Source organism: Sphingobacterium psychroaquaticum (assembly GCF_004421025.1).
GTDB lineage: Bacteria > Bacteroidota > Bacteroidia > Sphingobacteriales > Sphingobacteriaceae > Sphingobacterium > Sphingobacterium psychroaquaticum.
Genome location: NZ_CP038029.1, coordinates 3,233,841 through 3,258,068, shown reverse-complemented (window position 1 = coordinate 3,258,068; position 24,228 = coordinate 3,233,841). Strand labels below are relative to the sequence as shown.

Genomic DNA, 24,228 nt, shown 5'->3' with positions numbered 1-24,228 from the left:
GCCTTGTGGCCAATTCTAATAAAATGGCGGTAAATAATTATAAATTGGCCATTCTGAAAAAACTTTTCTCTTTCCAACTCTCTAGCTTTGCAGCGCAAAAAATTAAAAACATAAACAGTGAGTTTTTATACACCCAATTGGGTCAAGCGAATAGCCATAGCAAGTGCGTTTTTATGTACGGCTACCACCACTCTTGCGATCGATTCCCTTCGCATTTCCCTCGATGATATTCTTGCAAAATCCTTGATAAACAGTACATACGTCGAGGAAGCACACCTACAGCTCAAAGAAAAGAAAATACAGGTCGCCCAAAGAAAGATGGAACTACTTCCCGAAGTATCCGTCCGCGCATCAGCTAGTTATGCGACCAATATGCCGGTCTATGATCACGGGCTATTTAATAAACCATCGCAACACGAGGTAATCCATTACCTGTATGATAGCGGTGCTGATTTTTACCTTAATCTCTACAACGGCCATCGCGATCGTATGAATATCCAATCCGCTAAATTGGAACAAGAAATGGCCACGATAGATTGGAAAGCTTCGCAGGCAAAGATTAAGATGGACGTATGCAATCTCTACCTCGATCTATTGCGATGCTATCTGCATCGGCAGCTTATTGTAACTGATATCCACGATCAAAAAGAACAGCTCAAAGAAGTGAAAGACCGCTATACTGCAGGCGTGGTACTCCACAGCGACGTCCTGCGGATTGAGTTGGAGCTCTCTAAACGGGAGCTGCTCCTCATACAGATTGGAAACGATATCCAAGCCGCCAATCGACAACTACAGCTGATCACGGGCATAGAAGAAGAGATTATTCCCATCGCTCGACCCCTGGATAAAATACGGGTCGATTATGATGAAACGATAAAAGCAGCCAAAGAACAGGCTTTCATCATGCAAAAGTCAGAGCAAGAAGTACAACTAAAAAAGCTCGCAGTAAAACAGGCCAAAGCAAACTATCTTCCCCAACTTGGTCTCACCGGTACCTTCACCTTCGCAAATCCCCAAATATTCTTATACCCCTACAACGACAGCTGGTACAACTTGGGGATGGTAGGCTTAAAACTTAAAATCCCTATATCAGCCATTTATCTGAATAAAAATGTGGTTCGGGCAGCGCAGGTTACCTACGATAAAGAACGAGTAAAGCACCACCATGAAGCCGAACTATTGGAAAATCAGATGTTGCAGGCCTATCTCGATTATAAGCTAGCCAAAGAAGAACAAACGGTACGCTTAAAAAACGTAGATCTCGCCAAAGAGAATGCACGCATCATAAAAAATCGGTATTTCAAATCCGCTGCTCTCGTGACCGACCTGTTGGATGCCGACATGCAATATCTGCAAACCTTGTTTGAGGTCGAGTCTTCGCGTATAGCCGTACAAAAACACTACTATTTTATTGAATTTCTAAAAGGTACCATTTAATGAAATCTAAATCTGAAAAGAGCACAACAGACCAACGGGTAACTTTGGTCACGACCATCTTGGCGGCAATCATCTTGTTGGCCTTATTGGTATGGGGCGGAAAAATATTATGGTTGCGGCTGCGGTATACCTATACCAATGATGCGCAGGTAAGTCAGTACATCAATCCGGTAATTGCGCGCGTCGGGGGGTATGTTGTGGATGTTCACTATAAAGACCACGAAGCGGTAAAACGGGGGGATACCTTGCTGATTATCGATAATAAAGAGTATAAGTATGAAGCAGCGCAAGCCTCCGCCTCGATTCGCAAAGAAGAAGCTGAAATAAATGTCTTATCCAGTCAAAAGCAGATCCTGCAAGAAGAACATGAATCCTTGTTAAAATCAATATCGGCCAGTGAAGCCAATGTCAAGAAGCAGCAACTCGAATATGATCGTTACAAATACCTGTACAATGAGAAATCGGCTACCGCACAACAGCTCGAAGAGGTGGAAGCGAAGCTTGAAGTGTATAAAAGTGAGTTGGCCACATTGAATCATAAGCTGGAAGCATCGGCTGAGCGGGTGCAGGATGTGGATGTTCAAAAGCGTGTTATTGGCGCCGAAAGAAATCGGCTGACAGCCGCCGCAGGACGGAAGCATCTCGATGTGGGGTATACGATTATTCGGGCACCATACGATGGGTTTATGGGCAAGCGAACTATCGAGGCCGGACAGATGGTTAATGCCGGCGAAGTTTTGGGTTTCATCGTGAATACGGAAACGCCCGTTTGGGTAACGGCCAACTTTAAAGAAACACAATTGCGCTATCTCGCAGTAGGCGATACCGTCGAAGTCGTTGCTGATGCATACCCCGATGAAATATTTCAGGGAAAGATTATCTCGATTTCTCCGGCTACGGGCGCTTCTTTTTCGTTGCTTCCACCCGACAACTCAACGGGTAACTTTGTGAAGATTGTGCAGCGGGTACCCGTACGGATCGAGTTAGCGCATACCGTAGCCGTACATAAGTTGCGCTCCGGTATGAATGTGAATGTTTCGGTTCCTAAACAGTAAGTTCGTGAAAGGCATATTTAAAAGTTGGGTGCCCGAATGGCTCATTAAACTGATTCTCTTCAGCGGACTCATGCCCAGTATGGTCTTGTTTTTCCTGCCGGGTGCCAATATCCCGGTTACCGCTGGCTTTTATGGATGCCAACCTTCTGATGTACAGTTTTTGATTGTCCTCTTTTATGCCGGTTTTGTTGGCTTTTACGTCTTGGAAAGACGGTTCTTCCAATATTTTCCTGTGAAGCAGTACTACATTATTTTCAATGTGCTACAAATCCTGAATTGCTTGTTTATGTATCATATTCGAGATATAGAATGGATATATGGCTTGCGCTTTTTTCAGGGTATGTTATTTGCATCCGCGGTTAACCTGTCTATTTCGATGATATTTTCACGCCTGAAAACAGAACAGGCAAAGGAGGGAAGTTATGCGGTCTTTTTTGGTCTTCTTCTCTGTAGTTCGCCGTTCAATACCTTTGTGACCGCCGACTTTATCGATTCCTTCAATTTTGATGAGATATATCTCTACGCCGCGATTTCTTTTGTTCCTGGACTGCTGTTGATCCTGGTTACTATGAAATCTTTACGGCACATCAAACCCTATCCCTTGTATGCCCTGGACTGGCCGAGCTTTGTGCTGTACAGCCTCCTTATTGTGAGCTTCGGGTACATGATGGTTTATGGGCAGGAGGTCTATTGGTTTGCGGATAATCACATGCTTGTTGCACTGCTTTGCTGCATCACGCTGCTTGTTGTTTTTATCGTCCGACAAACAGGATTAAAACGAACCTATATCCATTTACACATTTTCAAAAGCCGAAAGTTTCTGTTGGGTTTATTGGTTTTATATGTGATGTACATCGAACGTTTTTCCCTCACCATAGCCAATCAATATTTTCAGCAACTGCTGCAACTTGATCCTATTCATCTTTCCTATATACAGTGGTTTAATATCTTCGGAATCGTACTCGGCGTTGTCTTTTCTATGTACTGGATCTTAGCAAAAAAAGCCGTGAAATGGATGTGGATTATGGGGTTCTGTTGTTTGCTCACCTTTCATCAGATTATGTTTTTTTCTTTCGAAAGTGACGGTAATGATTATTACTTCTTTTTGCCTTTAGTGATACATGGACTTGGTGTCGGATTAATTATGGTGCCGACGATATTATTTGTGATCTCCAGCGTACCTCCACATCTGGGTGGGGCAGCAGCGGCCGTTTGTTTGGCAATTCGATATTTAGGCTTTACAACGAGTATCGGAACACAAAATTTTTTCAAGCTATTTGAATCGGCTCGACATCAAGAAGCATTTGGAGAACAGCTGCAGCGCAGTAACCCTATTTTTAAAGAATACCTGCAGCAGAGCGCAACTACTTTAGTAGATAAAGGATTGCAGTTTAAGGAAAAAGCGGCAGCGATGAAACTCGTCGCGCTACGCGTCAGAAATGAATCTTTCGTGCGCTATGCGATGGATTATTATGAACTGATGTCCATCATCAGTATCTGTCTTTTGGTGCTTATCCTATTTTCACCGTCCATCAAGAACATGTACAAAAAACTAAAGGATAATTTGGTGTCACCCGCTTAGCGGACCGATCAAAGGGACGACGATTGTCGCTCGATGAAATAGACTAAATGCGTGGGCTTACGCATTAAATTAATATGAAGTTTTTCAGGTCATCTTGGTAAAGTAGAAACTCTTTTCTAATTTAGGTCTTCAAAATCGAAAACAATTCATAAGCTGGTTCTACGCTTGCGGTGTGAATTGACCGAGTTATGAAGCTGTATGTCCGAATCAATACTTGTAGAAAATTTAAGGAAAGGTAGCCAAGAAGGGTTTGTGGCGGTCTATCATTATTTTTATAAGACATTGAATTTCTTTGTTTTACGTTATTTAAAAAATGCAGAACAAGCAGAGGAAATATTAGCGGATGTGTTTATGAAAGTGTGGACACGACGTACAGATTTTGAATCAGCGGAAAGCCTTCGCGCCTTTTTATATATAGCGGCCAAGCACGCCAGTTTAAATGCTATTCGTGACCAAAAGAAAGATTTTTTGTCTATCCCTGTTACAGAAATCCAAGAACTTTTGAGCGAAGACAGTGATGTATTCACTAAGATGGTACATGTCGAGCTCATCCAAGCGATCTTTATGGAAGCAGAGCGGCTCCCGGAACGACAGAAAGAGGTCTTTAAAATGACGTATCAGGAAGATAAAACGGTCGATGAAATAGCGGAAGCTTTGGCGATCAGCCCAGATGCAGTGTATACCAATCGTTCCAGAGCTGTAAGTACTTTACGTCACCTCCTGAAAGCTAAGAATGCACTGCTATTTACGGCCTTTTTATACCTCCTCCAAAGATAGTTTCCTCGTTGATTTTCTTCTCTTTTTAATTTTATTTAACTGTTTATTAGTGTTTTACATTTAATTGTATTTTTTCTTGTAAGATTTGGGAAAGATTGGTGTTTCTATTATCAAAATTAACTACGCCAATTCTTACATGTTAACAATAGAATATACAGTTCAGCTGTTAAAAGCCTATGTGGAGGGAAGGATTCATCCGGATACGCATATAGAACTTCGTCAGCTTTTTGAACAGCATCCGGAACTTTTCGTACAGGTTGATCGACTCACCGATCCCACGCACTTAGAGGCGGTGTTGTTGGACTACAAACAGTTATATGCACCAGCCTATCGGAAGCAGGAGCAACGTGTGCTTGATCGCATTTTTACACAAATAAATGAGGAGCAGGTTGTCCGCTATAAAAAACGGAAGCGCCTTTTTGTTCGCTATGCCGCAGCGGCGTCCGTCGTTTTTGTCCTGGGGGTAGGCCTCTGGAAATTCACGTATAAACCGACGTATACCGAAGCGCAAGTATTGGAAAAAGCGCAGGACTTTATCCCGGGAGGAAATCGAGCCACATTGACCACTTCAGACGGTACGCGCTTAGATCTGAATGAAGAGCGCCTAGGTATCGTTATGGGGGGAGATATCAAGTATGATGATGGCTCTGTGCTACTGGCTGACGCGGAGAGCAAGGCTACTTTCCTAACGCTATCTACGCCCAAAGGAGGGCAATATCAAGTTGTACTTTCTGATGGAACGAAGGTCTGGTTAAATGCGGCCAGCAGTTTACGCTATCCTAAAGTATTTGGAACGCAGCAACGGATGGTGTTTGTGGAAGGAGAGGCCTATTTTGAGGTGGCAAAAAATAAACAGAAACCATTTGTGGTGCAGACCGATAAGGAGAAAGTGGAGGTATTGGGGACACATTTTAATGTGAATTCATACACCGAGGAGAAAGAGTCTAAGGTTTCGTTGATAGAGGGACGTGTGAAAGTCTCAGTTGATGGTATGCGAGAAACATTGCTAGATCCCGGACATCAGAGTGTGGTGAGCGGGCAGCGGATCCGGGTGCAGGAGTTTAATGTTGAGGAGAGCATGGCGTGGAAGAATGGTGAGTTTATGTTTAATAATGAAAATTTGGGAACTGCCTTGCGACAAGTAGAGCGGTGGTATGACGTCGATATCCAGGTAGACCCGCAACTCGCACAGATCAACCTATGGGGAACCGTATCTCGGATGGAAACCTTTGATAAAGTGTTGAAAGTAATAAAAATGACAGATGACAATATTAAAATTAAGCTCGACGGGAGGCGAGTAAGGCTTATGAAATAGAGATATACTTTCTACTGATTCGTAAGGCTTAAAAATGCCGAGAAAGGTGGTGCTTTCCCGGCGGTCGGTTCGGAATCAAAAAAAAACGTGTGTTATTGTTTATTAATTATACTAAACCAATCAAAAATAATGAAAATTTGTAAATACCTCATTATGTTAAAAATGATTGTTGCGCTGGTTATTATAACGGCCAGTCAGCTCCAAGCGGGGACTTTTGCACAAACGGTGAGCATGAAGAAAAAAAACAGCCCCTTAGTCGATGTCTTTCGCGAAATAAAAAAACAAACGGGATACACTGTCCTGTGCAAATCAGATGTTATCAAAAATACACCCAACGTGACGGTGAACTTTGATAATACGGGGTTAGATAAAGCCCTTGCAACGTTGCTTCAACCACATGGCCTTGTCTATATGGTCGATGGAAAGTCTATCGTTGTGAAGGCGGGTGGAAAGAAAATCGAAAGTCCAAAGGAACAAAAAAATGCCACCACAGAAGTTGTTGTGGAGCAGCGTGGTGTGCATGGGCAGGTTACCGACGGACAAGGTAAGGCATTGGCCGGCGTTACGGTTACGGTGCAAGGAAAAAAAACGTCTGCAGCAACGAATGAGCAAGGACAGTTTACAATTCTTGCCGATCGGGATGATGTGTTGGTATTTAGCTTGGTAGGTTATGAGAAGAAAGAAGTTGCAGCAAATACGAATACGGTTAATGTTAGCTTGAAAGCGGTAGAATACGATTTGGAAGAAGTAATCGTAACAGGTTACGGAACCTTTAAGAAATCTGAATATACAGGTTCTGCTTCGACGATTAAAGCGGAGCGCATGACAGATCTGCCTGCGGTAGATTTTTCGACCATGTTGCAAGGTAATGCGCCAGGTGTGCAGGTAAATTCACTTTCTGGACAGCCAGGTGGGTCGACGGATATCCGTATTCGTGGTATGGGGTCTATCAATGCTTCCAACCAACCGCTCTATGTGATCGACGGGGTGCCGGTGATGTCTGGGAACATTGCATCTAGCTCGTCTAATAATGCAGGTTTTGATGTTATGTCTACCCTGAACACGTCCGATATCGAAACAATTACGGTTATCAAAGATGCTGCAGCCGCTTCGTTGTATGGATCGCGTGCAGCTAACGGGGTGATCTTGATTACCACAAAAAGTGGTAAAGCTGGAAAGCCTGTGTTTTCTATTAAGGGAGATTACGGGTTATCGAGCCAAGCAACCGATTTTAGAGAAGTGATGAGCGGTCCACAGCGACGCGAAATGCTCCTAGAAGGCTTGCGCAACAAGGCACGCTATATTGATAAAGAAACGGACGAAGCAAAGATTGAAAAATTTGCGGCAGATAATATTGATAAATATGCACCAGAGCCTTGGAGCGGCTGGGCAGATTGGAAAAAAGAACTGTTTCGTTCGAGCTCACCATTCAAAAATGTTGATTTCTCGGTATCGGGTGGAGATAGTAAGTTATCATACTACAACTCGTTGTCGTATATGAATCAGACCGGGTTATCGTATCAGTCCGATTTCGAGCGCCTATCGGGTCGTTTGAACATCAAGTACAAGATGAGTGACAAAGTGGAGGTCGGTGCGAATATCTTATACTCTACTGTAGAGCAGGATGTGAATGCTGAAGGAGGAACCTATACGTCACCAATTTATGCTACACGCCATAAAGTAACCGCTTCGGAGCCGGTTTATAATGAGGATGGCTCATTCTTTACAGGTTTCTTCTCCAACGGTGCGAGAAACCCGAAAGCGGCCTCTATGTACAATTACCGTAAGGAGAAAGCGAACCGCTCTTTTAATACCATTTTTGCGAACTATAAGTTTATTGATGGTTTGGTGTTCAATACGACTTTTAGCGTAGACAATACCACATCCAAATACAATTCGTGGGCCGATCGTCGTTCTTCGGATGGCGAGAAACAAAACGGTTCGTTGACGTCTAGCTACAAGCAGTATAACCAAATTGTGTGGAAAAATAGCTTGACATACAACAAGACTTTCAAGGATTTACACCACTTCGATGTACTCGCGGGGTATGAGGTGAATAAATATGTGCGTGATGACCTATCGGGCGCTAAAGATAACTTCCCTTCCGATGATAAGATCGTGATGTCCAATGGATCGGTGTTAACAGATCTGTCTGGATCGGTCTCGGAATGGCGTTTACTGTCGTACTTATCACGTGCAAACTACAATTACGATAATAAGTACTTTGTTGGGGCAAGTATTCGTAGAGATGGTAGCTCTAGGCTACATAGCGATAGCCGCTGGGGTAATTTCTGGTCACTTTCAGGAGCTTGGAAACTATCGAACGAAGCATTCATGAAATCGATCGATGGCATTGTTTCTGATGCCAAAATCCGCGTGTCATACGGTACAAATGGTACATTGCCAAGTAGTTTTTATACCTACATGGATTTGACGGGCTTTGGTTATCCGTATGGTGGAAATCCAGGGATTCGGGAAACGCAGATTGGAAATCCTAATTTGAAATGGGAGAAACAGAACAACACCAATGTTGGGGTTGATTTCAGATTGTTGAAACGCTTGGATGTTACCTTCGAATGGTACAACAGAAAATCTTCTGACTTGTTGAATGATATGCCAACGTCATATAGTACAGGATTCTCTTCGTATCTATCCAATATCGGTGCTATTCGTAACCGCGGTATCGAGTTAGATTTGAATGCGGATATCTTGCGCAATAAGGACTTCACTTGGACGGCCGGACTTAATTTCGGTATGAACAGAAATAAAACAATTTCATTGGCTGATGGTAGCAACGAGTTGCGCGACGGTACCTTGATTCACCGTGTGGGACAACCTTGGTACAGTTACTATCTGGTGGAATTTGCCGGTATAAATAAAGAATCTGGTGTTCCGCAGTATTTCATCAATGATCCAAATGATATGGATTCGCGCGCAATTACGGAAGATTACACCAAAGCGAACCGTATTTTATACAAAAGTGTAGATGCTAAATTACTAGGTGGCTTTACCAATGCATTTAAGTACAAATTTATGGACCTGAACTTTACGTGGACTTATTCATTGGGCGGTTATTCGTATGATTATGGTGCGAGTAAAACAGAGTTAGCAGGCAAGACAGGATACGATAATATTCCGCAATATTATGAAAGAAGATGGCAGAAGCCGGGTGATGAGACTGATATCGAGAAATTTATGGTGGGTAACTCATATGATATGAGTAGCGTGGCGAATACGCGTCGCGTGCACTCTACCGATCATATTCGATTGAAGAATATCACATTCGGTATTGCTGTTCCTCAGCATATCTCGCGTCGCTTAGGCGTGAATAATATTCGTGCATATTGCGCAGGGATAAATATGTTGACTTTTGCAGCGTATAAAAATTATGATCCTGAAATACCGGTTGATGGTAGCGTTTATTTTGAATCACCGAAACTGAAAACAGTAACTTTTGGATTAGATATCAAGTTCTAAATATGAAAATAACGATGAAGTATATATATTCAATAGCAGTTGCAGCCGGATTATTATTGACCGGATGTGGCGACGAATGGTTAGAAAAAGCACAGCCCAGTACATCCACGGAAAGTTCACAGGCGATTAAGTCGGCTCGGGATGCACAGTATGCGTTAAATGGGATTTACGATATATTACGTGGAAGTGAGTATTATGGTGCACGTATGACGTATTATGGTGATGTGACAGGCGAGGACATGTTGGCGAACGGCGATACGAAGCGTGCCGCAAAGTTTTACTTGTTCGAATATAACAAAGACAATGCACCCTCATCTTTGTGGTATCAACCTTATCGTGCTTTACGTGCGGCAAATGGTATTATCGCGTTTGTCGATGGTCTGGCAACAGACGCCTTGACGCCAGAGTTAAAGGATATCAAAGGACAAGCCTTAACACTCAGAGCGATGGCACATTTTGATTTGGTTAAAGTTTACGGTGCACCTTACACCAAGGATAACGGTGCTTCTTTAGGTGTTCCAATCGAGCTTGAGAAACATAATTCTGCCAGTAAACCAGCTCGAAATACAGTAAAAGAGGTGTACAATCAGGTGATCTTAGATCTTGAGAATGCAAGTACACTGTTGAGTGCCGCAAAAAACGATGGTAAATTAAACAAATTTGCTGCGCAACAATTGTTGGCGAGAGCTTATCTGTATACAGGACAAGATCTAAAAGCTTTTGATACGGCTAGCAAAATGATCGATGAAGCCGCAACAGCGAAAACGACAACCAAAGGGCAGTATATTCTATGGAAAAACGATGAGTATAGCAGTGTTTGGTCCAAGGATTTCACCAATGAAATTCTTTTTCAGTTGTCTATTGTGAAAACCGAGAGCGGACCAGGGAAGGATGGAATTGGTTATTTGATGTGGCGTCAAGGGTATGATGATATTGTGCTGTCGGATGATTATATGAGTCTTTTAAATGCTGACCCAAGTGATATTCGCTTAAAAATAATCACGAAGTACACGAACAGTAAAAAAGTTGATTTTTATTATTTGAATAAATATCCTGGAAACACAGCAAATGGAGAAACAGCAGAGCAAGCGGATATCCCTGTGTTGCGTCTTTCAGAAGCTTACCTGATTGCGGCCGAAGCGGCTGTTAAGTTATCCAATAATACCAATGCGCTTAAATACCTGAACGCTATTGTGACGCGTGCAAATCCAGCGAAATCAGTAACAGGAACAGTAACCTTGGATCGTGTGATGCAAGAACGTCGCCGCGAGCTGGTTGGTGAAGGGCACCGTTTGTTCGACGTGACACGTAATAACCTACGTGTAGAACGTAAAGGGGCTTTCCATGTGTCGCCATCCCTACGTCCAGAAACGAAATCGTTCGATCGTACGTTCTTTAAGACGTTAATGGCTATACCACGTGCAGAGATTGATGTAAATAAAAATATCTTACAAAACGACGGTTACTAGTATGCGTATTATTTCCCGTTTGTGTATGCGTACAGGCATTGCCTTTTGCAGTGTACTAAGTGCTGCCTTGCTTTTTACACCAGAAAGCAAGGCCCAAGAGAATGGGGGACTATCTAAGTTTGATGGTCCCTATATTTACCGGAGTGAAAATGGGTGGAAGAACATGGAGGTCCGCGATCATAAGATTCAAATTACGGATCATGTAGAAGCTCCTTTCTGGGTGACTACCGATGATGGCAAACATCGTTTTCAGGTGGTTCAACATGATGTCAAGGTGCCTGATTGGAAATATCCTGGAGGGAACGATATTATGGTGTTATCGGATCCGCATGGCGATTTTGAATCTTTTCACGCGATCTTAAAAGAGCAGAAAGTCATCGGTTCTGATTATCAATGGATATTTGGTAAAAAGCACGTGGTGATTATCGGTGATGTTTTTGATCGTGGTTCTGATGTGGTACCTATTTTCTGGTTGATTTATAAACTGGAAGAGGAGGCGAACAAAGCAGGAGGGAAGGTACATTTTCTGTTTGGAAACCACGAAGAGATGACTTTACGTGGTAATCTTAAGTATAGCAAAAGTAAGTATAAAGCACTTGCGGATGAGCTGGGTAAGGACTATCAGGAATTATGGGGCACAGAAACTGTATTGGGACATTGGTTGTTGCAGCGCAATACCATGGAAAAAATTGGTGATAACCTTTTTGTACATGCCGGCTTGAGCCGCGAAATGTTTGACAATAAGTGGACCATCCCTGCGGTCAATGATGCGGTAAGAACATATATCTTCCAGACGAAAGAGCTGCGTTCGCAATCACCTGCAGCAACTTTCCTTTTTGGAAGTACAGGACCGCTTTGGTACCGCGGCATGGTGAGTCAGGATGAAAAGTACCAACCGCTTTCCGAAGCTGATGCGAATTTGTTGTTAGGTTATTACGACGCGAAGAAGCTTTTTGTCGGGCATACCATTTTTCCGGAAGTAACGAGTTTTTACGGAAGCCGTGTGTATGCTGTAAACGTAAATAACAAAAACAATCGGGAAAAGGGGCTGAGTCGTGGACTATGGTTGAAGGATGGAAAGACAATCCTGATTTACGATAATCCGAAGCAAAACAAAGTGATGAAGTAAGTCACTTTGTTCGCGATGTAGATACGAAATCCCCCGAAAGACAATTTGTCTCTCGGGGGATTTTTTTATCTACCCTTTAAATTCACTGGGTGGAAGACCGAAATATTTTTTAAAAGCAATGCTGAAGTTGTTTTGGTGTGAAAAACCGACCGTTGCGCTCACCTCACTGATTGATAATCCCTCTTCCAGAAGAAGTTTGCGTGCATTTTCCATCCGTAGACGCGTAATATAGTCATAGACGGTAATTCCAAAATATTCTTTAAAGCCACGGCGCAATTTAAACTCATTCAGACCAATCTGACGCGAAAGATCTTTCTGTGTTGGGGGAGCAGCAAATCGTGTCTTGAGGTAATCCCGGGCTTCCTCCAGTTTGAGGATATCATCCCCCTTTATTAATTCCTGCTCCTGTCCGTTTCCGCCCAGCTGCTCCAACTGGTACATAAGAAGCTCCAGGATGCGTGCTTCGGTATGCATACGTTTCAATTCACCCGTTTGTCTACAATGGATCATATCGTCTATTACCCGACGCATCTCCAGCGTCACAAAAAAATCCTCCGATGTAAAAGAAGTATAATTACCCTGCTCTATTTCCCGTACAAAATCCTCATGTAAGATCGAGTGCCGATCAATCAAGTTAAAGTAATAGTCCTTGCTTAAGACAATCAGAAAATACATGTAATCGATTCCTTCTTTTACTTCATGTTCGTTGCAGGTGGTTGGGATATAACGAATATTATGTCGACTTCGACCATACAGGGCATTTGATTTCCCCTTTAACTGTTCCGCCGCTTTTTTGTAAAAGATAAATTGACTCGATACTGTTTCCCCGCAGACCTCTGTATACACCGAGGTCGGTGCGTCAAATCGCATTTCCGTATGCATGAAAAACAAGCCACCCGATGTCAGTTGCTTATTTTCCATCGATATAGCCCCTTCTCGGATGGCAAATGTCTTTTCCGATAAACTATAGTTTGGCACATAAGCATCGGGGACATTTTCCTCAAATAGCCAACCGGCGAGCCCTTCAATACGTGATTTGATTAACATGAGTATGACGTTGAATAGGGACAAATATACTATTTTAAATCTATTTATAATGATTCTAAATAATGTTGAATTGTTCCCCTATTGTAAACTTTGTTATAAGGTTCCGGGTAGGGCAACAGACGATAAAGCCTTCGGTACGATATAGGTATGTAGCGTTTTGGGGTTGACGACAATTTCTGCGTCAATCCCAAAAATTGTATAGATATTCCGGGAATTGAGCACCTCCGATGGTGTTCCATCCATAAGCTTACGACCATTTTTCATGAGGAGCAATCGGTCTGCATACTGTGCGGCAAGATTGATATCATGTAACACCGCCACAATGATCCAGCCCTTCTCCGCTAAGGTTCGCGCAATGGCCAAGGTATGGTGTTGAAACTTAATATCCATGGCCGATATCGGTTCATCGAGTAGGAGGATGGCGCGTGGTTGCCCCCAGAGCTGCGCGAGTACACGTGCTAAGTGTACGCGTTGGCTTTCGCCGCCCGAGAGGCTCAGGATGGATCGTTCTGCCAGGTGGTCAATGCCACAGAGTAGCATGGTTTCTTGTACGGTTGCGATATCGTTCGGTTGCGGCTGGTTATTGTAGTGTGGATAACGTCCCATCATAACCACTTCTGCCACGGTAAAATCGGTTGAAACCTGATGGTGCTGCGCCATGGTTGCTCGCATTTTAGCGAGTGAGATGGCTGTATACGATTTTAAGTGTGTACCAAATAAACTGATCTGACCCTCGGAGGGAACCTGTTCGGCACTCAGCAATTTCAATAAACTTGATTTCCCAGCCCCATTAGCGCCTAGCAAAGCAACCACTTCCCCCGGATGGATAACGAAGTTGATTCCTTTTAATATCGTGTGTTTTTTTAACGTGTACGTAAGATTTTCAGCGATAAGCATCTTTCGAAATAAGAATAATGTAATAGATATAAAGCTTTTTTTCTGTTAGGCTGCAAATTTCTTTTTATCTCGTATTAAGATAAAAAGAAAGAGAGGCGTTCCAAGTAGGGCTGTTACCACCCCAATGGGGATTTCAGAAGGTGCCACAATAGTCCGTGCGATCAGATCGGCTACCGTCAGGATAATACTCCCCAATAAGGCCGAAGCGGGCAATACATACCGGTTGTCGGAGCCGCCTACCATCCGGACCGCATGCGGCACAAGGAGTCCTACGAAGCCGATAATCCCAGCGACAGAGACCGTTGCGCCTACAGCTAAGGTCGCTAGAACAATAACACGCAGTTTATTCTGTTGTGGATTTTGACCCAGCTGTTGGGCCTCCTGTTCGCCGAGGGAGAAGCTGTTTAACGCTTTAGCCAAAAGAGGCAACCCGACCAATGCAAGGGCAACAAAAGGCAAGATGGTCCAAATGGTATACCAACTCGCATTGCCCAAACTACCCAACATCCAAAACGTGATGCTACGCAATTGCTGCTCATCCGAAGCAAAAGATATCAATCCCGTGAGTGAACCGGCTAGGGCATTTATGGCTACCCCAGCAAGAATCATGGTTCCGATATGTGGTTTCCCATGATGTAAAGAGATGCGGTATACCAGCAAGGTCGCTATTCCAGCGCCCAAGAAAGCTCCAGCTGCAAGTAAATAATGACCGAACAGAGAACCCAGTGTACTAAAAAAGACAAATTCAAAAGCTATAATCGTGGCGGCCATCAGAGAAGCCCCCGCTGAAATACCAATAAGTCCGGGCTCCGCAAGTGGGTTTCGGAAAATCGCTTGAATAGCAGCACCGCTCATGCCTAACGCAGCGCCTACCAAGATACCTAGTAAGGTGCGCGGCCAGCGAACCAGATCCATCACGCCGCTATACAGTTCGTCTACCGGTTCCGTTGTGCTAACACCGAGATGATGTGCCAGGTTTAATGCAACTTGCTTTAGCGGAATATTTAAGGCGCCAAAGCTTAGGGAGAGGATGGATACCACACACAGCACCAGGGCCAACCCGACGAAAATGAATTTATTTTTCAAAAGAAGATTATTTAACAGCATATAATAGACGATTCAGCTCACGTATCGCTTGGGGGAGGCGTGTTGCAAAATTTACCAGCAAAGGGCCTTCCATGGTTATAATCTGCCGCATTTTGCCGGCGTTGGTCAGCGATACGCCGGGCATGTTTAAAACGGCCTCTTTCCCCCCCAGACTAGTTGCACCAAAGTCAAACAGCAACAATACATCCGGATTGCTCTTTATCAAAGCTTCCGTTGTATAGGTTCTGAAATCACTGAATTCCTGCACGGCATTACGTCCACCCGCTAAATCAATAAGCGCATCAATAGGACTGCCCTTTCCCGCAACGCTCATAAGTCCGACACCCCGCGCATAGATAAAAAGTACCTTTTTCTTACTCTTGTTCTGCTTTAATGCCGCCATGACCATTTTTAAATTCGTTTGGAATTGTGTCATCAGTGCCGTTCCTTCTTTGTTGGCATGGATGGTCTGCGCAATAGTTTTTATAAATTTCTCGGCACCCTTAACGCTATATTCCTGATCAATAGTGATCACCCGGATGCCGAGTTGCTTCAATTTTACCTCCGTAGGATAGCTAATTTGATTCGAAGGGGTGAGGATTAGATCGGGTTTGAAAGCCAAAAGTCCTTCTAATGAAAAGGTCCGGTCTCGACTAGCCCGAGGCTTAGATTTTATGACGGCCGGATATTCACTTGTAACATCCACTGCAACAATAGATTGTTCGCGACCTAAGGCGTGAACGGTTTCACTTATAGCGCTGCTGAGCGTAATAATACGCTGCTGTGCAGCAGCTATTTGTGCAGAAAATAGCGCAATAAAAAGGTACGTCAATACAATATATAACTTCATACGCTTGCAAAGAAATGGTTAATGGGAGGGAAAAGCAAGAGTTAATATAGACTAAATAAAAATAATACGGATTGCATATAAAGTAATACGGATGCCATATAGCGTGTACCAGAAGTCTTACTCATTTTTGTGTCCTGATCCGTTGCAGGAATATCCATATGATCTAACGCCGTTAAAACGAACGCCGTTGAATGCGATGGTGAAAGTAGATCACCAAAACTTAAAATACAGATGGAATATAAAATAATACGGATTGCATATAAGGTTTTAAAAGAAGATTGAGCACATTTGCGGTATGTTATTTAGAATTGGTTTAAATAAAATTAGCTTGATTACGGCGGTCGTTTTAGTCGCAGGTTGCAGCAAAGACGATGGGACATCGCCTGCTTTAGAAGATGGTAAGAGTACTATCGTTTATGACTTAGCGGGTGATACCAAAGCATCGATTGCCGAAGGTATTGACGGGAAGGAGAAGCGTCCTTTCTATACGTTTCTATACAATCTGGAACAGAGAAAGCAAATCTGGCTCCATACCAAAGCGGATTCAACGCAATGGATGAAGACAAATTTATGGGATATAGCTTTTACAGGTAATTACAATGGCGACATACAGATTAACAACAGTCAGCATGTTGGAACACCGGGTCAGGACGGTCCGGTGAAAAACACCGCCATTATAATGCTGGAAAGAGCTTATGATTCGGTATCGGAAGCACCGAGTGACAGCCAATTTGACAACAGCAAAATAAGCACTATTGGGTGGGCGAAAGAAAGCCAGGATGCCGGTTGGTATAGTTATAATTTGGCTACACATGTCATGAACCCGTATCCCAACCGTACCTATGTCCTTCGTTTGCCAAATGGTAAGTACGCGAAATTGCAGATACTCAGCGCATACAAAGGCAATCCACCAGCTGTTACCGATCTTTTCTGGCCGGCACCATACTTTACCTTCAAGTACTTTGTACAAGCCGACGGAAGTAAAAATCTCAAAACAAAGTAGGTTCGCGATCAAACAACCTATGTATCGCCTCATGGTACGCCTCCTGCAGGCGTATGATTTAGGCAACCTGAAAAACATGAAATTACAAGACGAATGATAAAGCAATGTATACATACAAGAATAAAACTGATTATAATTCTATTTGGACTTATACCGACTTTCTTTTCCTGTGGCGATGTCTACGATTTGAATGGTTTTGATTGGGAGGCGGATACCCCGTTGAGCGATTCTGTGTTTAACCGGGAAATCATAATTTACAACTATGGGGACAACCTCCCGAGTGGGCATAGTCCATTGGATGATATGGATCCGATGCTCTTCAGTCTGGAGCGCTTTTCATCTATCAATCTGAACTATAAAACAACCGAACGATGGGATTTATCGTTCTCTAGCATCTTTCGTAGCAGCATTGGTATCAATAATGGTAAATCCCGCGGTATCGGATATGGGAGCTCCGCTGTTGGAGGAATCGTGGTGCTGGATACGCCGTACAGTAAGGTTACGCATGTGCCCGAAAATCTGTTGTTCACTGCGCCTGGAAATGTCGGTTTGGATGCACAAGGTACGTTGAGCTATGAAATGGGGCACGCTGTTTATACGTTTGGTGGAAATTTTGTGCGACCCGATAAAGTGAGTGGTTACGACGAAAATGATCCCGCAGCCAGCAAAGAGGCTAATCTGTACCGACATATGATATATTGCCTATCGGAAGATTTGGTAAACAAGTTTCCAAAAGCTAAGAATCTCCAAGGGAAGCCACTTCGTCCGCGGACGATGATTATTAAAACAGCTCGAGGGAATTATGTGAAGTTAGAGACTATATCCATTTACAAAGGCGTAACCGATCCCTTGCAAATGCGCCGCGGTTATGCTTCACCGATGTATACCTTTCGCTATACCGTTATTCGTGCCGAAGAAGCTCGATTTGGTTTTGTGCTACGCAAGCCTGCATTACACGTAAACATGTCAACAAATACAACCTCCGTAGGAAAATAAAGATTAACACCCTAAACGATTTTATTAATTAAATATCATGAAACAAATTATAAAGTTATTTGCAATACCCTTGCTTGGCCTTTTCGGAAGCCTTTTGCTGCACTCTTGTAGTAAAACCGAGGTCGTAGCCTATGAAAAAGAATCGCTAAACAAGATCCTCGAGTTTAAGATCACAAATAGTCCACAGCCACTGCTAGGTGCTATTGATCACACCCGAAATAGCATCACGATTTATATTCCCTATTATCTCGGTATTGACTACCTGGTTCCTGCACTGAAATTGGAAGAAGGGGCAATCTTAATCGACGAAAAGGGAGAGGAAATCAATTTAGATGGTGGTGTCGATCCGATCCGTACCGGAGAAACGGCCGTATACCGGGTGAAAGGAACCGATGGTACGGTACGCACCTACAATGTCGCTCCGACATTTTTACCGTTTAACGTTCCATTGCAAGCGGGCTACACCACAACCATGGTGGATACGAATCCAGTCAGTAAAATTGCTACGGCTCAATTCAATGTGTACGGTAATTTTGCGTCGACAAGTACGCACGCTAAGTTCTATTTTACGGATAAAACTTCCGGTAAAGTACATCATGATTTCGTGAGTATGGTTTCAGTTTTGCCTAGTGAGGCTTATTATACGCTGACAGCGCAGCTTTTGCCCGAAGCATTGGCCGGCGATTATAAAGTAGAGGTGGAGCACCAAGGCCGTCGCGCACCACTACCGGATATGAAAGTAACCTATTCACAGCCTTTTCCTACATTCTTCAGCAGCACCGCGAGCTATGCAATCGGGGATACCATAACGTTTACACCATCGTCATTCGGTATGGTAGGGAGTCAAGGGGTGTATTTGGAGCTAGACCGGGTGTATTTAGTAATCCAAAAGCAAGATGCAACTGTTCCTGCTGGTTTTCCTGCTGCCTTGTATGATCAACAGATTGCATTTCCGGTGGTCAAGCAAACACGACGTGAGGTGAAAGTTATTGTTCCGGAAATACCTACCGGAATGTACGGAAGCACCGCCTATGGCATGGTATTCTATTTTGACTACGCCGACCACACTGGATTTGGAAAAGGAATTCGTACCGGGGTGGTAGACAAATCCTTTGAGATCAAGCCAAAAAAATAACGACTAATTAAAAGCATAACATGAAGAATATATATAATCACCTATTTTCGGTACTAGCAGCGGGGCTTCTATTTTCAAGCCTCTTCTTAGCCTCTTGTAATAAAACGAATTATGATTATGAGCAAAAGCCATATAAGGAGATCTTAAGTTTTAAAATTGCGACCGTATCACATGGAACAGATTCGGTGAATGCCGTTATCTCTGGAGACAGTATCAGCATCTATTGGGATCCTTCAGTACCCCTGCCTGCAACAATCACGCCGACCATTCATGTAGCGAATGGTGCGACCGTACAGCCGGCATCGGGTGTAGCTGTACCTTTTTCCGATAAAACTATATACAACGTAACGGCAGAGGACGGCTCTGTCAAAGCTTTCCGTTTAAAACCGGTGTACAATCTACCTGTGCCGACAGTTTCGGAAATTAAGACCGTGAACAGGACTGTGGCCTGGGGGCATGCCTTACTGAATTCGTATCAAAGTTTACGTGCACCGAATGTGACCGGGCATCATTTTTTCAGAGGAACGGATCAAACAACGGAAACGATTGAGATGCAGCACCTCACCAGCGAAAAAGTTGTGTCATGGCCGTTAGAGACGTTTGTACCAAGACACATGATCAATATTATTGGTGAGTACTTCCTGTCTGCACAACGAGACCCGAGTGATTTCCGGGTGTTTATAAAACGTCTGAGTGATGGCTTTGAGGTAGAGTGTGATATTGAATCGATTACTGAAAATAAAATCATAGCTGCCTTCCCGAAATATACATCCGAACAACAAAGCGGTGCACACCAGTTGATCATGAAGGTAAGTGGAAGGACATATGAGGGGGATAAAATTGATATTGGTCCGCCGCCTCCAGGATACCTTAAAGGTGATTTTAAGTTTGATCAAATGGGACAAAAACTAAATGTAGGCGACGAGATCACACTAAACTTTACGAATATACATGATAATTATGATGGCAAGATCGTAGCGCTTTACCAACTCAAAAATATTACTTCTGTAGAGTATGTCTTCCACCGTACAGGGTCCACGGCGACATCTTATCTTAATATACAAGCCAAAGACTTAACGATTACTGAGAACCAAGTGAAGCATAAGGTTATTGCGGCGTTACTGCAGGCTCAAGGGGTTCAATTGAAGACAATTTCTTTTGTGTATGCCTACAAAGATCAACGCGTAACAACAGGCTATGCCGTTGCTAAAAAGGTGTTTGCAATGCCGCTAGGTACCTACATTACCAGAGCGGATGTGAATTAACGTATTGTGCCTTAGGTAAAGATCCATGAAAATTAAACGTAAAATAGTATATATAACCCCCAAGCTTCTTGGGGCTGTCATAACGTTGCTGGTGCTTGTCTCTTGCTATAAGTTGGAAGATCTAACGCCTAATTTTGAAGATGCCAGCAGTACCGTTGTCTATGACCTCCCTGGAGATACCCTAGCAACGGATGGGTGGGAAGAACGTTTTGAAACGGGCGACCTTTACCTTCGACAACGTTATTATAACGCGCGATGGACGGATTCCATCCGCTTTGTCTCCCAGACCAATGAGGTGATCAACGCCGCTGAAGGGGCGGATGTAAATCCTGTTGGCAAAACGCCGGATGAATGGAAAGCCGAAGTATTGGTGCGCGAACGCGCTATCCGTTGGTTGAAAGAAGCCATTTCACATCCCGCAACAGTTTCCGATAACGAGGCTTATTTGAATACCTCAAATAAGCGCCGCTATATCCGACGGAGTAACAGTTGGTACCAAATGGATATTATACCCAAAAGCAGTGCGGATAACGCCGAAAATATAACGATCAATTGGCGGGGATTCTTGAGTACCCCCCCCAACAACCCAAGCAAAGGGTGGGCTTATCGTGATAATGAAAATTTCAGGGTCTACCTGTATAATGGTACGGCGTGGGAGCTCATGACCAGCAATGCCAACTACAATGAAAACAAAGATTTTGTTCAGGTACAATACAGTAAAAGCGGTAAAGAAGCAGGGAAGTATAGTATGTTTCTATATCGTTTTAAGGATGGTTGGCAACATTTTATCCGGGATGCTGCCGATTCAACACGCTACCTCAAAACAGCAGACTGGGACCTTGCTTTTACCGGAGAGATGAACAGTACGATCTTTCTCAATAATGGTCGAAACAAGATCGGTCCCAGCACGGGTAGTCCTATAACAAAGTCTTCCTTGATCATGTACGAGTATGGGTATGATTTTATGGACGAGGCACCAGAGGATGAGTTTTTCGATAGTAGACCGGCTGATAACTTGTTGATTAGCTATGCCTCACAATATGGGCCTGGCGTAAACTCCTGGTATGAGTACGGCAGTACCTTTATTGCTAAACCTTTCCCCTACAAGGCGTATTACTTGCGTTTGGAGCAACCGGATGGCAGTTATCTCTACGGGAAACTGCAGCTGATCAGTATGTACAAAGGAGCACCAGAAGTATTAACAGATGCAAATTGGCCCAGTCCTTTTATGACCTTTCGTTTTTTTATCCAGAAGGATGGCAGCAGAAACCTAAAGACAAAAAAATAGGCTGTTTCGCATCACATACTTAAGGACATACATTACATCACTACGACGATAACATGAAAATATATATAATACTTATAGTTTGTCTATTTTCTTTTAGCTACACCGGGCATGCGCAAACGTTTACGGTTCGCGGTAAAGTGACAGATACCGATGGTACGAAAATTCCCGCTGCTACTATCCGGATTTTAGAAAATGGAAAAAGTACTAAAACGGATAGCCTGGGTCACTTTTCTCTGGTAATAAATAAGTCGGCCATACAGGCCGAAATTTCAGCGGTGGGCTACAAACGATCCACTATAAAGCTAACAGAAGGGATGGGAAACCGTACGATAATGCTGGAAAAAGACCAACAACATATCGATCAGGTAACGGTGCAAGGAAGACGTATCAATGCAAACACAGAGACATTAGTCAAGATCGAAAATTCCATTATGCCGGTTACGGTAATTGATCGCCGTACGATTGAACTGATGGGAAGCCGTCGCTTGGATGAGGTTGTGAAGGAACAGACGGGGATTGCGATTGTAAACGACATCGGAGCAGGAGCACGTGCGGTGGGGGTCCAGATGCAGGGATTTGGCAGTGAGTATGTCATGATTCTTATCGATGGACAGCCTATCGTGGGGCGTAACAATGGAAATTTTGACCTGTCCCGGATTAGTGTCAGCAATATTGAGCGTATCGAGATCACCAAAGGTGCGGCGTCCAATATTTATGGCGGGGATGCGCTGGGAGGGACCATCAATATCATTACACGACAAACGGTGCTACAGCCGCAAGCAGTAGCCTCTGCGATGTATGGTAGCAATGAAACCGTAGATGTTTCCTTTGATGGCGAAACACCACTGCTAAAGAAGAAAGCAACGTTATCCCTGGGAGCGAATTATTACCACACAGGAGGTTTTAATACTTCGCAGGGTCTGATTACAGGCAGCACATTGCCGCCGTATGACAATTACGCTGCACATGGACGTTTCCGTTATAAGTTCAATGATAATAACGCTTTTTCCGTTAGTGCACGCTACGGCATGCGACGGAGTTTTATGAATAAGGCATTTATGGGAACCAACTATCAAACAGAAGATGTCTTGGATGAGAAAGATCTCAACCTGATGGCTAATTTTGACCATCGGTTCAATGCACGTTGGCGTAGCATGACACGCTATTATTACACGCGTTTTGATGTGGATATGTTTGTTGCTTTATCACAAGGAGATAGTTTGAATCAAACTAATTTCGGGCAGGATTTACATCGGTTGGAGCAACAAATAGCCTATTCCATTCCTAATAAATTGGATGTTATTACTGGAGTCGGGGGAACAATCGAGCGTATCGATCAGAATATTCTGACGACCAATAATGAAATTAAATCTCACTTCGCCTATTCGCAAGCCAACTGGAAGGCCTTGCCACGGCTGGATATTACTTTTGGTCTTCGTTACGATAACATTGCGAAGTATGGTTGGCGCCTGGATCCCAGTGCGGCACTGCAATACCGTATTCTCCCTAACTTATCTGCTAAGATGGCCTATAGCACGGCTTTTAAAGCACCTGATATGAAAAAGCTGTATCAAGTGTCCTACGATCCCGGAATAAACAGCATGCTTCTTGGCACCGCCAGCATGCGTGATGTCATCAACCAACTGCGTGAAAGCGGACAGGTGAGCCAGTACGAGCTGGAGCCAATTTACGATGAGATCAAGGGGCTGGCGCTAAATGCGGAGATGAGTAAGTCTTATAACTTGAGTCTGATATGGGAAAATACTAACCGAAAGTTCCGAGCGGAAGCCAGTGTTTTCTATCATGATATTAAAAACCAAATCAATCGTGTGTTGATTGGGATGGACATAACGGGTGGCTTGATTTATTCCTATCGGAATAATCCTGAAGCCTACTACCAGGGCGCAGACTTTTCGTTTTCCTATAAACTATGGAACAATCTGCACCTTAGTGGAGGGTACCAATTCCTTACCGCGAAAGACAGAAGTATTGCCAAAGAGATTGGTGAAGGTGGAAAATATAACACCCCATTGTTTGATCCGCAGGGTGGTTCTGTAAATTATTCCCCTACTTCGAAAGATTATTGGGGTATCGAAAATCGATCGAACCACATGTTTAATGCGCGTGTTTTTTATACCTATGAACCCGCACATATGACCTTTAATATACGAATGAATTATCGCGGTAAATACCCGTTTAGTGATCGAAATAACAATGGCTACTTGGATCGGTACGACACCTTTGTGCGGGGGCATTATCTTTTGAATGCAGGCGTGGAGAAAAAATTTCCGAAGCAACGTTTGGCTGTTCGTGCGACGACAGAGAATATGTTGAATTTTGTGGACGCCAAAATGCCTTTTCAGCCAGGGAGAGTTTACTTTATGGGACTAACGTATCAATTGTACAGCGATAAATAAGCT

Annotated in this window: 18 protein-coding genes; 14 read left to right on the top strand and 4 right to left on the bottom strand. The window is 43.5% G+C overall.

From position 1 onward, the window contains the following. The first annotated feature begins 117 nt into the window (after positions 1 to 117). The 8 genes from E2P86_RS13420 to E2P86_RS13385 all read left to right on the top strand — a co-directional run bounded on the left by E2P86_RS13420 (position 118) and on the right by E2P86_RS13385 (position 12,241). Positions 118 to 1,437: a TolC family protein gene (locus E2P86_RS13420; RefSeq protein WP_134433514.1), complete on the top strand. Its 1,320-nt coding sequence runs from the start codon at positions 118 to 120 to the stop codon at positions 1,435 to 1,437. Beyond that, the gene (locus E2P86_RS13415) at positions 1,437 to 2,492 is read left to right on the top strand and encodes an HlyD family secretion protein (protein ID WP_134433513.1); all 1,056 of its coding nucleotides are present in this window, start codon (positions 1,437 to 1,439) and stop codon (positions 2,490 to 2,492) included. Before E2P86_RS13420 ends, E2P86_RS13415 begins: the two co-directional genes overlap by 1 nt. 4 nt (positions 2,493 to 2,496) lie before the next feature. Beyond that, a complete protein-coding gene (locus E2P86_RS13410) occupies positions 2,497 to 4,074 on the top strand; it encodes an efflux MFS transporter permease (RefSeq protein WP_134433512.1) in 1,578 nt (525 codons plus the stop codon). A 198-nt stretch (positions 4,075 to 4,272) separates the two neighbouring features. Continuing rightward, positions 4,273 to 4,851, top strand: coding sequence for an RNA polymerase sigma factor (locus tag E2P86_RS13405; RefSeq protein ID WP_134433511.1), 579 nt, complete (start codon positions 4,273 to 4,275; stop codon positions 4,849 to 4,851). 136 nt (positions 4,852 to 4,987) lie between these two features. Further along, positions 4,988 to 6,166 (top strand): FecR family protein, encoded by a 1,179-nt coding sequence (locus E2P86_RS13400; RefSeq protein WP_134433510.1) that lies wholly within the window; start codon positions 4,988 to 4,990, stop codon positions 6,164 to 6,166. A gap of 129 nt (positions 6,167 to 6,295) precedes the next feature. Then, positions 6,296 to 9,643, top strand: coding sequence for a TonB-dependent receptor (locus E2P86_RS13395; protein ID WP_134433509.1), 3,348 nt, complete (start codon positions 6,296 to 6,298; stop codon positions 9,641 to 9,643). A 14-nt stretch (positions 9,644 to 9,657) separates the two neighbouring features. Next, a complete protein-coding gene (locus tag E2P86_RS13390) occupies positions 9,658 to 11,112 on the top strand; it encodes a RagB/SusD family nutrient uptake outer membrane protein (RefSeq protein ID WP_159451781.1) in 1,455 nt (484 codons plus the stop codon). A gap of 1 nt (position 11,113) precedes the next feature. Next, positions 11,114 to 12,241: a metallophosphoesterase gene (locus tag E2P86_RS13385; RefSeq protein WP_134433508.1), complete on the top strand. Its 1,128-nt coding sequence runs from the start codon at positions 11,114 to 11,116 to the stop codon at positions 12,239 to 12,241. A 69-nt stretch (positions 12,242 to 12,310) separates the two neighbouring features. On the opposite strand, the gene E2P86_RS13380 is transcribed toward E2P86_RS13385, so the two are convergent. From E2P86_RS13380 to E2P86_RS13365, 4 genes are all read right to left on the bottom strand, one after another. Continuing rightward, positions 12,311 to 13,288 (bottom strand): helix-turn-helix transcriptional regulator, encoded by a 978-nt coding sequence (locus E2P86_RS13380; protein ID WP_085471096.1) that lies wholly within the window; start codon positions 13,286 to 13,288, stop codon positions 12,311 to 12,313. A gap of 93 nt (positions 13,289 to 13,381) precedes the next feature. Next, positions 13,382 to 14,185, bottom strand: a complete 804-nt coding sequence (locus E2P86_RS13375; RefSeq protein WP_134433507.1) for a heme ABC transporter ATP-binding protein — start codon at positions 14,183 to 14,185, stop codon at positions 13,382 to 13,384. Positions 14,186 to 14,230: 45 nt separating this feature from the next. Continuing rightward, the gene (locus E2P86_RS13370) at positions 14,231 to 15,271 is read right to left on the bottom strand and encodes a FecCD family ABC transporter permease (RefSeq protein ID WP_134433506.1); all 1,041 of its coding nucleotides are present in this window, start codon (positions 15,269 to 15,271) and stop codon (positions 14,231 to 14,233) included. A gap of 7 nt (positions 15,272 to 15,278) precedes the next feature. Then, the gene (locus E2P86_RS13365) at positions 15,279 to 16,121 is read right to left on the bottom strand and encodes a heme/hemin ABC transporter substrate-binding protein (protein ID WP_134433505.1); all 843 of its coding nucleotides are present in this window, start codon (positions 16,119 to 16,121) and stop codon (positions 15,279 to 15,281) included. Positions 16,122 to 16,416: 295 nt separating this feature from the next. Between E2P86_RS13365 and E2P86_RS13360 the strand changes: the two genes are divergently transcribed. From E2P86_RS13360 to E2P86_RS13335, 6 genes are all read left to right on the top strand, one after another. Next, a complete protein-coding gene (locus E2P86_RS13360) occupies positions 16,417 to 17,124 on the top strand; it encodes an HmuY family protein (protein WP_134433504.1) in 708 nt (235 codons plus the stop codon). A 93-nt stretch (positions 17,125 to 17,217) separates the two neighbouring features. Then, positions 17,218 to 18,120: a hypothetical protein gene (locus E2P86_RS13355; RefSeq protein ID WP_085471099.1), complete on the top strand. Its 903-nt coding sequence runs from the start codon at positions 17,218 to 17,220 to the stop codon at positions 18,118 to 18,120. A 37-nt stretch (positions 18,121 to 18,157) separates the two neighbouring features. After that, complete coding sequence (locus tag E2P86_RS13350) at positions 18,158 to 19,255, top strand: hypothetical protein (protein ID WP_085471100.1); 1,098 nt, start codon at positions 18,158 to 18,160, stop codon at positions 19,253 to 19,255. A 20-nt stretch (positions 19,256 to 19,275) separates the two neighbouring features. After that, positions 19,276 to 20,520: a hypothetical protein gene (locus E2P86_RS13345; RefSeq protein ID WP_134433503.1), complete on the top strand. Its 1,245-nt coding sequence runs from the start codon at positions 19,276 to 19,278 to the stop codon at positions 20,518 to 20,520. A gap of 25 nt (positions 20,521 to 20,545) precedes the next feature. Continuing rightward, positions 20,546 to 21,808 (top strand): hypothetical protein, encoded by a 1,263-nt coding sequence (locus tag E2P86_RS13340; protein ID WP_134433502.1) that lies wholly within the window; start codon positions 20,546 to 20,548, stop codon positions 21,806 to 21,808. A 53-nt stretch (positions 21,809 to 21,861) separates the two neighbouring features. Then, on the top strand, positions 21,862 to 24,225 hold the full coding sequence (locus E2P86_RS13335) for a TonB-dependent receptor (RefSeq protein WP_134433501.1): 2,364 nt from the start codon (positions 21,862 to 21,864) through the stop codon (positions 24,223 to 24,225). Positions 24,226 to 24,228: the final 3 nt, after the last annotated feature.